The 10,679-nt window shown below is 72.3% G+C and carries 14 protein-coding genes; 10 read left to right on the top strand and 4 right to left on the bottom strand.

Annotated elements, in window-relative coordinates; all coding sequences use genetic code 11:
* The first annotated feature begins 111 nt into the window (after positions 1–111).
* From ACFQS1_RS30360 to ACFQS1_RS30320, 9 genes are all read left to right on the top strand, one after another.
* Positions 112–1,116 (top strand): LacI family DNA-binding transcriptional regulator, encoded by a 1,005-nt coding sequence (locus ACFQS1_RS30360; protein ID WP_378975011.1) that lies wholly within the window; start codon positions 112–114, stop codon positions 1,114–1,116.
* Positions 1,117–1,193: 77 nt separating this feature from the next.
* Positions 1,194–2,303, top strand: coding sequence for a pectinesterase family protein (locus ACFQS1_RS30355; RefSeq protein ID WP_378975009.1), 1,110 nt, complete (start codon positions 1,194–1,196; stop codon positions 2,301–2,303).
* A gap of 153 nt (positions 2,304–2,456) precedes the next feature.
* Positions 2,457–3,992, top strand: a complete 1,536-nt coding sequence (locus tag ACFQS1_RS30350) for a pectate lyase family protein (RefSeq protein ID WP_378975007.1) — start codon at positions 2,457–2,459, stop codon at positions 3,990–3,992.
* Positions 3,993–4,087: 95 nt separating this feature from the next.
* Entirely contained in the window at positions 4,088–4,702 is a 615-nt protein-coding gene (locus ACFQS1_RS30345; protein ID WP_378975005.1) for an NADPH-dependent F420 reductase, read from the top strand.
* Positions 4,703–4,767: 65 nt separating this feature from the next.
* On the top strand, positions 4,768–5,139 hold the full coding sequence (locus ACFQS1_RS30340) for a YbaB/EbfC family nucleoid-associated protein (protein WP_378975003.1): 372 nt from the start codon (positions 4,768–4,770) through the stop codon (positions 5,137–5,139).
* Positions 5,129–5,434, top strand: coding sequence for a type VII secretion target (locus ACFQS1_RS30335; protein WP_378975001.1), 306 nt, complete (start codon positions 5,129–5,131; stop codon positions 5,432–5,434). Before ACFQS1_RS30340 ends, ACFQS1_RS30335 begins: the two co-directional genes overlap by 11 nt.
* Entirely contained in the window at positions 5,431–6,339 is a 909-nt protein-coding gene (locus ACFQS1_RS30330; RefSeq protein WP_378974999.1) for a WXG100 family type VII secretion target, read from the top strand. The genes ACFQS1_RS30335 and ACFQS1_RS30330 overlap by 4 nt, the downstream gene beginning before the upstream one ends.
* A complete protein-coding gene (locus tag ACFQS1_RS30325) occupies positions 6,306–6,650 on the top strand; it encodes a hypothetical protein (RefSeq protein ID WP_378974997.1) in 345 nt (114 codons plus the stop codon). Before ACFQS1_RS30330 ends, ACFQS1_RS30325 begins: the two co-directional genes overlap by 34 nt.
* The gene (locus ACFQS1_RS30320; RefSeq protein WP_378974996.1) at positions 6,647–7,030 is read left to right on the top strand and encodes a hypothetical protein; all 384 of its coding nucleotides are present in this window, start codon (positions 6,647–6,649) and stop codon (positions 7,028–7,030) included. The genes ACFQS1_RS30325 and ACFQS1_RS30320 overlap by 4 nt, the downstream gene beginning before the upstream one ends.
* Here the strand turns inward: ACFQS1_RS30320 and ACFQS1_RS30315 are convergent.
* From ACFQS1_RS30315 to ACFQS1_RS30300, 4 genes are all read right to left on the bottom strand, one after another.
* Positions 7,027–8,112 carry a LacI family DNA-binding transcriptional regulator gene (locus ACFQS1_RS30315; protein ID WP_378974994.1) on the bottom strand — a complete coding sequence of 362 codons (1,086 nt, stop codon included), beginning with the start codon at positions 8,110–8,112 and terminating at the stop codon, positions 7,027–7,029. The two genes, ACFQS1_RS30320 and ACFQS1_RS30315, sit on opposite strands and share 4 nt — an antisense overlap.
* A 28-nt stretch (positions 8,113–8,140) precedes the next feature.
* Entirely contained in the window at positions 8,141–8,332 is a 192-nt protein-coding gene (locus tag ACFQS1_RS30310; RefSeq protein WP_378974992.1) for a hypothetical protein, read from the bottom strand.
* A 69-nt stretch (positions 8,333–8,401) separates the two neighbouring features.
* A complete protein-coding gene (locus ACFQS1_RS30305; RefSeq protein WP_378974990.1) occupies positions 8,402–9,127 on the bottom strand; it encodes an anti-sigma factor family protein in 726 nt (241 codons plus the stop codon).
* Positions 9,124–9,660 (bottom strand): sigma-70 family RNA polymerase sigma factor, encoded by a 537-nt coding sequence (locus tag ACFQS1_RS30300; protein ID WP_378974988.1) that lies wholly within the window; start codon positions 9,658–9,660, stop codon positions 9,124–9,126. The genes ACFQS1_RS30305 and ACFQS1_RS30300 overlap by 4 nt, the downstream gene beginning before the upstream one ends.
* A gap of 207 nt (positions 9,661–9,867) precedes the next feature.
* Here ACFQS1_RS30300 and ACFQS1_RS30295 point away from each other — a divergent pair, with 207 nt between their 5' ends.
* Positions 9,868–10,629, top strand: a complete 762-nt coding sequence (locus ACFQS1_RS30295) for a COG4315 family predicted lipoprotein (RefSeq protein ID WP_378974987.1) — start codon at positions 9,868–9,870, stop codon at positions 10,627–10,629.
* The last annotated feature ends 50 nt before the right edge of the window (positions 10,630–10,679 follow it).

The following is a 10,679-nucleotide window of genomic DNA, read 5'->3' as shown; positions in this document are numbered from 1 at the left end:
CTCGGTCCCGTGAGGTAAGCGCTTTCCTAGACCGTAATGGGCGAGAGGCCGCGCGGGCAAGAGCGGTGTCGTCCCCCTCGCCGGCCGAGGGCGGCGGTAATGTCCCCGGTCATGGCCACCTTGGCGGATGTCGCGCGCCACGCGGGAGTCTCCACCGCGACCGCGTCCCGGATCATCAACGGCAGCCCGAAGCCGGTCGCGGACGCGCTGCGGGCGCGCGTGCTGGCGGCCGTGGCCGAGCTCAAGTACGTGCCGAACGCGCACGCCCAGATGCTGGCCCGGTCGCATCGCAGCGCCGTCGGGGTGATCGTGCACGACGTGTCCGACCCGTACTTCGCCGAGATCACCCGGGGGCTGCAGCGGGTCGCGGAGGCCGACGGGCGGCTGGCGATCATCTGCAACAGCTACCGCGAGCCGGACCGCGAGCTGGAGTACATCGACCTGCTGCACGCGCACCAGGTGGCGGCGATCGTGATCGCGGGCTCGGGATACCTGGACGCCGCCACCGCCGCCCGCCTGGACGATCGGCTGCGAGCGTTCGAGGCGACCGGCGGCCGGATCGCCGTCATCGGCCGGCACGAGCACACCGGCGATGCCGTCATGCCGGACAACGAGGAGGGCGGGTTCCTCGCCGCGGAGCATCTGTTCTCGCTGGGCCACTCGGACATCGCGGTGATCGCGGGGCCGCCCGCCCTGACCACGACGGCCGACCGGCTGACCGGCGTGCGGCGGGCCGCCCGCAAGTATCGCCGCAGGCTGCCGAAGGAGCGGATCGTGCACGCCGACTTCACCCGGGACGGCGGGGTCGCGGCGACCGAGCGGATCCTCGCGGAGTTCCCGTCGGTGACGGCCATCGCGGCGCTCAACGACTCGATGGCGGTGGGCGCGCTGGCGGCCCTGCGCGGCGCCGGGCGGCCGGTGGCGGTGATCGGGTTCGACGACATGCCGATCGCCCGGGACGTGACGCCCGCGCTGACCTCGGTGCGGCTGCCGCTGACCGAGCTCGGCGAGCGGGCGATGCGGCTGGCGCTGAGCGCGGCGGCGGACGAGCCGCGGGTGGAACACGTGGCGGCCGAGCTGGTGCGCCGGGAGAGCACCTGGCGGCTGGAGGACTGAGCGCCGCCGGGTATTGACGGCACGCATCGATGGGCCTAACTTCCGCAGGAAAGGCCTTTCCTCCGGAGGTTCCACCGATGCGCAGACGCAGGTTCCTCGAGCTGGCCGGCGGCGGGCTCGCCGGCACCGCCCTCACCGCGACCGTGGCGCCACCGGCCCCGGCCGCCGCGGGCCGCGGTCGCTTCCCGGCCGCCGCGGGCCGGGGTCGCTCCCGGGCCGCTCCCCCGTTCGCCGTCGTGGCCGCCGACGGGACCGGAGACTTCGCGACCGTCCAGGCGGCCGTCGACGCCGTCCCGGCCGGGAACGCCGCCCCGCTCACCATCGCCGTGCGGCCGGGCACCTATCTCGGGCAGGTCGTCGTGCCGTCGAGCAAGCCGCTGATCACGCTGACCGGGCTGGGCGCCACGCCGGACGCGGTGGTGATCGCCGACGACCGGGCCAACGGGACGCTCAAGGCGGACGGCACGCCCTGGGGCACCACCGGCAGCGCGTCGGTCACCGTCGACGGCGCCGGTTTCCGGGCCCGCAACCTCACCTTCGCCAACCTCTTCGACGAGGCCGCGCACCCCGAGATCACGTCGCGGCAGGCGGTGGCGGTGCTGACCCGGGCCGACCGGGTGGAGTTCGACCGGGTGAAGTTCCTCGGCAACCAGGACACCCTCTACACCAACAGCAGCGCGGCCGGCGTGGTGGCCCGGGCGTACTTCCGCGAGTGCTACGTCGAGGGCGACGTCGACTTCATCTTCGGCCGGGCGACCGCCGTCTTCGATCGCTGCCGCATTCACTCCCTCGATCGACATTCCACCCCCAACGGGTACGTGACCGCGCCGAGCACCGATGTCGCCAACCCGCACGGGCTGCTCTTCCACCGCTGCATGCTGACCTCGGACGCGCCGGCCGGCACGGTCTTCCTCGGCCGGCCGTGGCACCCGGGCAACGACCCGGACGCGATCGGCCGGACCGTCATCCGCGACTCCTGGATCGGCGCGCACGTGGGCGCGACCGCCTGGAGCGACTTCGGAACGTGGCCGTGGCGCGAGGCCCGGCTGGCCGAATACCACAACCGGGGCCCGGGAGCGATTCCGTCACCCGAGCGTCCGCAGCTGACCGACGCGCAAGCCGCGGCGAACACGATGGCAGCCGTCCTGCGCGGCGCCGACGGCTGGCGGCCGCAGTCCTGCAAATAGGGCAGTCGCCGACAGTGTCCAGGCCGGGCCGCACTGCAAATTTTCTGCGTTGCCCGAAGCATTGACGGCGGTCCACCCGCACCAGAATGATGGCCGGGCAAGCGCTTTCCTGCGGATGACGACGGTCGCCACCGGCCGTTCTAGGGAGATGCCATGCCCTCCATAGCCACCTCCGCCGCTGTCCTCGTCGCCGTCGCCGCGCTGGGGACAGCCGGCCCGCCGCCGGCCACCCCAGCCGGCGCCGCTCCCCCGGCGGGCGCCCGCACAGCGCCCGCCGGGGCGAGCGCGGAAGCTGCCGCCCACGCCAAGCTCACCGCGGAGGCCGCCGCCGCCACGCTGACCGCCGGCGCCGCCACCGGGCTCACCGCCGGCGCGGGACTCACCCCCGCCGCGGCCGCCGGTGTCACCACGCAAGCCGCCAAGAAGGCCGGCCTCTCCCCCGCGGCACGGAAGCTGGGCCGCCAGACGCTGCCCGCCAACGACGGCTGGGCGTCCTCCGGCGCCGGCACCACCGGCGGCGCGGCGGCCGACGACGCGCAGGTCTCGGTCGTGCGGAACCGGGCCGAGCTCATCGCCGCCCTCGGCGGCGACGCCGCCACCAACGGGCAGAACGCCACCCCGAAGATCGTGTACGTCAGCGGGCGGATCGACCTGCGGGTGGACGCGGCCAATCGGCCGGTCGGCTGCGACGCCTTCGCCGACCCCGAATACAGCCTCGATGCGTTCCTCGCCGCCTACGACCCGGCGGTCTGGGGCACGGCCACCAAGCCCAGCGGGCCTCTCGAGGACGCCCGGGTGCGCTCGGCCAAAAATCAGGGCGACACCGTCAAGATCAACGTCGGCGGCAACACCACGATCGTCGGGATCAACGGCGGCCGGCTGACGCACGGCAGCCTCGTGGTCACGAACGTGAGCAACGTGATCGTACGCAATCTGGAAATCACCGACGCGGCCGACTGTTTCCCGGCGTGGGATCCCACCGACGGTGCCACCGGCAACTGGAACTCGCTCTACGACCTCGTGTCGCTCTCCGGCGCGACCAACGTCTGGATCGATCACAACACGTTCAGCGACGGCGGCAACCACGACGCGGACCAGCCGCTGCACTTCGGCCGGCCCTACCAGGTGCACGACGGCGCGTCCGACATCATCCGCGGCTCCGACCTGGTCACCGTGTCGTACAACGACTACTACGACCACGACAAGACGATGCTGATCGGCTCGACCGACACCCCCGGCGTGGATGTCGGCAAGCTGCGCGTCACCGTGCATCACAACCGCTTCGACAACGTCCTGCAACGCGCGCCGCGCGTTCGTTTCGGCCAGGTCGACGTGTACGACAACCTGTACATCGCCACCGACGAGCTGTACCAGTACTCGCTCGGCGCCGGGGTCGAGTCGAGCATCTACGCCGAGAACAACTACTTCGAGCTAGGCGCCACCATCCCCGTCGCCGACGTCATCCACTACTGGAAGGGCACGAAGATCACCGCGATCGGCTCGCTCGTCCGGACCGGCCACGGCCGGGCCAAGCCGGTCGATCTGGTGGCCGCCTACAACGCCGCCTACGACCCCGATCTCACCTCCGACGCGGGCTGGACGCCGACGCTGCGCGGCAAGGTCGACCCCACGGCCGCGGTGCCGCATGTGGTGGCGGCCCGCGCGGGCGCACACCACCTGGGCTGCTGAAAGAGCAAGCCTGACGGCCGGCGCGCCGGCTGCTGAAACGCAGGAAAATGGCCGTTCGCCCACCCCGCGGGTGGGCGAATTGGCACGCTGGAACCATGCACATCGGCGTCATCGGAGCAGGAAAGCTCGGCGCGACCCTTGCCGAGTGGTGCGCGGAGAGCGGGCATGACGTGGCGATCACGTCGCGGCACCCGGAGCGGCTGGGCGGCCTGGTCGACCGGATCGGCGAGCACGCGGTGGCCATGCCGGTCCCCGACGCGGCCGCCTACGCCGACGCGGTGCTGTTCGCGCCGGACTGGAAGTCGGCGCACGAGGCGATCGACATGGCCGGCGACGCGCTCGCCGGCAAGGTCGTCCTCGACGCCACGAACCCGCCGGAGGCCACCCCCGGCGGCCTGAGCGGCCTCGAGACGCTGATGGCGTGGGCGCCCGAGGCGCACTGGGTGAAGGCCTTCAACACCCTGCCGGCCAGCATCCTCACCCGGCGGCGGGGCCACGACCCGCTGCTGGCCGAGTTCGTCTGCACGGACCTGGTCGACGCCCGGCTGACCGCGTCGAAGCTGATCCGCGACCTGGGCTTCGCTCCGGTCTTCGCGGGACGGGCCGACACGGCCCGCTACGTCGAGACGGGCGGCCCGCTGCAGATGACCGAGGTAGACGTTCAGGACGCGACCGACGTCCTGGCCGGCGTCCTGGGCGACTACATCTGACCGAACCGCCCGGAGTCGATCCGGCGGGCGCCGCGACCGGGCAGCGTCGACTATCGTCATGACCCGTGACGGACGCGGCCGAGGAATGGGTCCGCTCGTGGTCCGACTCCGTGTCGGAGCGTGCGGCCGCCGCCCGTGAGATGGCCGACCGGGTCGCCGGCCTGACCGTCGACGCGACCGACCCCGATCGCCTGATCACCACCACGGTCAACGGCTCCGGCGGCCTGGTGGATCTGCGCCTCGAGCCCGGGGCGGCCCGGCTGCCGATGGACGAGCTGGCCCGGCAGGTCCTGCGCACGATGCGTCGGGCCCAGGCGAAACTCGCCGAGCGGGTCGCCGATATCGCCGCGGAAACCGTCGGCGCCGACTCCGAGAGCGCCCGCGCCGTGGTGTCCGGCTTCGAGCACCGCTACCCCGAGCCGGACGATGAGCGCTGACCCGGGCTTCCAGGTCCAGGCCGACGCGATTTCCCGGCACGCCGCGACCGTCGACGGGGTGGCCGACCAGGTCGGCGACGCCCGGGGCGCAGCCGCGGCGGTGAGCGTCGGGCGGGACGCGTACGGAATCCTCTGCTCGCTGATTCCCAGCCTGCTGGAACCGGTGCAGGAATCGGTGATCGACGCCCTTGGCGATGCCGCGGAGTCGTTGCGGAGCGCGGCCGACGATCTGCGCTCCACCGCACGCGACTACACCGGCGCCGATGTGCGCACCGCCAAGGACTTCGGCCGGTGAGCGACCCGCTGATCGCCCCGCGCGAGGACAGCACCCGCTGGTACAGCGGCGTCTTCCTCGCCGAGGACATCGACTCGCTGATGGCTTCGTTCTCCGGCGGCGGCTGGATCGACGCGTCGATCGGCGGGATCGCGGCCGGGCTGGACGCGCTCGCCTTCGTCACCGACCCGCTCGGTCAGCTCGTGGCCTGGGGCGTCGGCTGGCTCATCGAGCACCTCAAGCCGCTGTCGGATGCGCTCGACGTGCTGGCCGGCGACCCCGACCAGATCGCCGCCTACGCCAAGACCTGGGCGAACGTGGCCGGCGCGATCGACGGTGCGCGGATCAAGCTGCACGACGGGGTCGCCGGGCAGCTCACCGACTGGACCGGGAGCGCCGCGGCGGCCTACCGCGGCCGATCGGGCGAGTACGAGGCGACGCTCGCCGCCCTGGTGAAGGCGAACAACGCGCTCAGCGAGATCACGGCCGGCGCCGGGCTGCTGGTCGCCACCGTCCGGATGCTGGTGCGCGACCTGATCGCCGACTTCGTCTCGGTCCTCGCCGTGCGCCTCTGGGAATGGCTCGCCGAGGAGGGGCTCACCCTCGGCCTCGGCACTCCTTGGGTGATCGCGCAGGTCACGTCGCTGGCGGGCAAGTGGGTCGGCCGGATCGCGCACCTGCTCGACGGGCTGGTCAGCAGCCTGCGCCGGCTCACGCCGCTGATCCGCCGGCTCGGGCAGATCATCGAGGACCTCAAGGCGGCGCTGCGCAGGCTCACCGGCCGGCGGGGCCCGACGTCACGCGCGACACCCACCTGTACCACGCCGACGCCGACCCGCTCCGCAAACACGGCCCGGCCCGGGAGACGCACCCGGCGGAATGGGACGCCGCCATGCGGGAGGCCGAGGAGGCCGGCGTCGAGGTGATCATCCGGGAGGGCGCCATGGCGTACGGGCCGGCGCCGAGTCGCGGCCGGCCGGGGCAGATCGTGCTCGACCCGGACGCCTCGTACGGGGCGCTTCTGCACGAGATGTCACACTTGCGCGAGGATCGGGACGCCGGGTGGCTCGGCATGGCCGGCTCGATGTCCGATCCCGCGGTCCGGTATCAGAACGAGGTGCGCGCCTACCAGCAGGAGATGGATTATGCGCGCTCGATCGGCGACCAGGACTCCGTCGACAAGCTGCACGAGCTGCTCCGCAAGGAGTACGAGGACATCTTCGGAAGGGCGCCATGACGATCCCGCCGCCACCGCCGCTGCCGCCCGAGCCGGACGTGCGGGCGTTGTCCGTCGGCGAGCTGCGGGCGCTCGTCGAGCGGGCCGACGTCTATCGGGCCAAGGCGGTCTTCGAGCTGGCCGCCCGCGCCGCCGACGACGACGCGGCCGTGGCCGCGCTCGCGGACGCCAGCCGCCTGCGGCATATCCGTGCCGACCGGGTTTTCCATCGCGTCTCGCTGGCCTGGGGTGCGATCATCGGCCTGCTGGCCGCGGAGACGCCCGGCTCGCGCCGCGCCGCCTACGCAGCGTTCGCCGACCTCGACCCGGCCGACCGCGAGGACCTGCTCACCTACCTGCGGGTGAGCGCCATCGAAGAGGCGCACCCGGATCCGCTCTAGCGCAAATGCTCGCCCGGCTCCGCCCGGGGAGCCGTGCTCTCCCGGATCACCAGCTCGGTCGGCAGCACCACGTGCTCGGCCGGCGCCGGCGTGCCCGCCTTGGCCCGCGCGATCGCCGCGGTCAGGGTGGCCGCCGCGGCCTTGCCCTTGGCCGCGATGTCCTGGCGGATCGTGGTGAGGCCGGGCCGCACCTGGGCGGCAAGCGGATTGTCGTCGAACCCGACGACCGACAGCCGTCCCGGGACGTCGATGCCCAGCTCGGCCGCGACCTGCAGCGCCCCGTACGCCACGGCGTCGGAGAAGCACAGCAGCGCCGTCGGCCGGTCGGGGCGGTCGAGCAGCAGCCGTGCCCCCCAGCGGGCCTGCTCGAGGCCGGTGCCGTCCTGCCGGGCGGCGATCACCTCGGCGCCGGCCGGGACCAGCTCGTCGAGCCAGCCGAGCAGCCGCTGCCGGGACGAGTGGCCGTCGACGACCCCGGCGTCGTGCAGGTCGCCGACGAGCCCGTACGGCCCGTACGTGCCGGACATCAGCAGGCCGATCCGCCGGTGACCGAGGTCGAGCAGGTGCCGGGCGGCCGCGCGGGCGCCGCCGCGGTCGTCGACGTTGACGCTCGGGATGTCGTCGGCCGGGTCCTGGTCGACGTAGACCAGCGGCAGCCGCCGCCGGTGCAGGAAGTCGACCGCCCGTGAGCTCCAGTCGCACGAGTAGAGCAGCGCCCCGTCCATCGGCACGTCCCGGGCCGGCACGATGTCGCCCTCGTCGGCGGAGGTCAGCAGGGTGATCGAGAGCCCGGTGGGGGCCAGCTCCTCGGCGATCGCGCCGAGGAAGCCGGTGGCCACCAGGTCGGTGAAGGCGAAGCGCAGCGAGTGGGTGAACACCACCCCGACCGCGCCGGTGCTGCCCTTGGCGAGGGCGCGCGCCGCCGGGTCGGGGCCGACGTAGCCGAGCTCCTGGGCGGCGGCGAGAATGCGCTCCCGCAGCGGGGCCGACAGCTGATCGGGCTTCGAGAACGCGTTCGAGACGGTCATCCGGCTGACGCCCACCCGGTCGGCGATCGTCTGCAGTGTCACGCGTGCGGCCACCGCATCACGATACCCAGCGGAAAGCACCTCAACGGCAGGCCGGTTCGGGCGGCGCGAGCGCGTGCGCCAGCCGGATCAGCCCGCGGGCGAGCGCGGCGCGTGCCCGGCGTTGTCCGGGCGCCCGCTCGGGCGCGGGCACGGCCGGCGCATCCGGCGCGGACTCCTCGAAACGGCGGCGCACCTGGCCGACACCAATGATCATCGCAGTGGGCAGTTCCATGACGTACTCCCTTCTATACCGGTACAGTAAACGGTTCTTCTATACCGGTCAAGAAGAAAGCAGGGCGGCTCACACGTTGACGCTGACGAACTGCTTGCCCGCGGTGTTCACCACCCGCACCGCCGCCACCTGGGACGGCTCGATCAGCGCGCTCCCGTCGAGCGGCGTCCCGTTGGCCTCGCCCGCCGGCGACACCAGCCACGACCCGGCCAGGATCGCCGAGCCGTCCTTGCCGACGACCTCGAGCCGGCACTTCTCCCCCGCCGGGATCCCCGCGACGGTCGCGGTCAGCCGCACCCAGCCCAGGGCCGGCGTGATCGTCGCGGTGATCCGCGCGCCCGTGCCCGGGTCGGCCGCCGTCACGACCCGGGTGCCCGGCACCACCGCCGGAGCCGAGGCGGAGCCCTGCGCCTGCGGCGTCGTGCCGCCGGGCGCCGTACCCCGGCCGACGACGACGCCGGTGCCCACCGCGACCACGACGATCGCCGCCGCCGCCGTCGCCAGGACGGCGAAGCGGCGCATCCGGCCGCCGCCGGCCTCCTGCCGCACCTGCCGCAACGCCCGCTGCAACACCAGGTCGGCGTCCTCGGGCGGGCCGTCCATCAGCATCTCGTCGGGGATCTCGCGCAGCGCCGACGACCACTCCTGCAGCGACTCGATCTCGTCGCGACAGGCCGCACAGCCCGCGAGATGCTCGTCCGCCGCCTGCTTCTCCGCGGGCGTGAGCATCTCCATCAGGTAACCGGCCATGTCGACGTGGTCGTTGGTCGGGTTCGTGCTCTCCGGCGTACTCATGATGCCAACCGTTCCGTGTTGCCGGCCTCGCGCAGGGCCCGCAACGCATAGTAGGACCGGGACTTCACGGTTCCCGGCGGAATGCCCAGGGCCTCGGCCGCCTCGGTGACCGTGTTGCCCTTCAAGTAGACCTGTTCGAGCACGGCCCGGTGCTCGGCGGAGAGACGACTGAGCGCGTCGACCACGATCATCGAGTTGACCACCCGCTCGGCGTGGTCGCCCTCGACCGCGGCGTCCGGCGGGCTCTCCCGGACCTCGGGGGGCCGCCGGTTACGGGCGCGGATCTGGTCGAGCACGATGTTGCGGACGACCGTGAGCAGCCACCCGCGCACCGATCCCTTCCCGCTGTCCAGGCTGTCGGGGTGCCGCCAGGCGCGCACCAGCGCCTCCTGGACCACGTCCTCGGCGGCCTGCCGGTCCCTGGTCAGCTGCGTGGCATACGCGAGCATGGCCCGGCCGTGTTCGTTGAACAGCGATCTGACCAGTGCTTCATCGGCCACCTCCCGGCGCGGTCTGGTCTTCGGTGACGGCATCGCGTCTCTTTCTCCCGCGGCACCGAACCGGCGCCATTTCCGACATCGACGAACGTACTGTGCCGCGGCTACTTGAGATACGACCGGGTCGCGCAACCGGATCAAAGATCTTGGGACTTTGGCACACCCGGGTGAACCGTCCGGGAAAACGCGTCGTGTGGATGGCAGGCCCGGATCCAGCCGGGCGGGAGCGAGGGAGCAAAAGCCATGATGACGCGGGCACGCACATCGATCATCGTGGCCACGCTGGCCGGCCTCACCGGTCTGGCGGGCTGCGGCATCCGGCAGACGCCATCGACCGACGCGATCCCCCTTCCGGTCGCGCTGACCAGGTCGGCCGAGGCCCCTCCGCCTTCCGATGGGCCCGGCGACCTGACCGGCGCGGACGCGGCAACTCCGTCCCCCAGCGCGTCCGCGACCGGTCAGGGTTCCGGCACCGGCGGCGGCGCCGGCCGGACCGGAGCGAAGCCGGCGGTGAAGCCGACCGTCGCCAAGACCCAGAAATGGGTGAAGATCTTCAGCGGCCCGTCCGACAAGGACATCAGGCCCAACGCCGACAAGACGAAGAAGAGCAACACGGTCGAGCTGAACGTGGTCGCCAACGACCAGATCGGCGATTTCGTCACCGATGGCGCCGGCCGCACGCTCTACCGGTTCGACAACGACACGCAAAAGCCGCCGAAGTCGAACTGCAACGGCCAATGCGCCGACGCCTGGCCGCCATTGCTCATCAAATCTCCCGGCAAGATCTTCCCCGACGGCATCGATCCCAAGCTGATCAGCTACATCGAACGGGACGACCACACCTGCCAGGTGGCCATCAACGGCTGGCCGGTCTACTACTTCATCGCCGACGCGAAACCGGGCGACATCAACGGCCAGGGCGTCAACGGCAAGTGGTTCGCGATCTCGCCGAACGGCGGCAAGACCAAGGCCGTTCCCGGCTTCCCGCTGAAGAGCGCCAACTGACTTGCCGAACATCGGGGGTCCGCCGGCAGCGAGATTCGCTGCCGGCGGGT

Source organism: Paractinoplanes rhizophilus (assembly GCF_042664765.1).
GTDB lineage: Bacteria > Actinomycetota > Actinomycetes > Mycobacteriales > Micromonosporaceae > Actinoplanes > Actinoplanes rhizophilus.
This window is presented reverse-complemented; position numbering and strand designations above follow the sequence as displayed.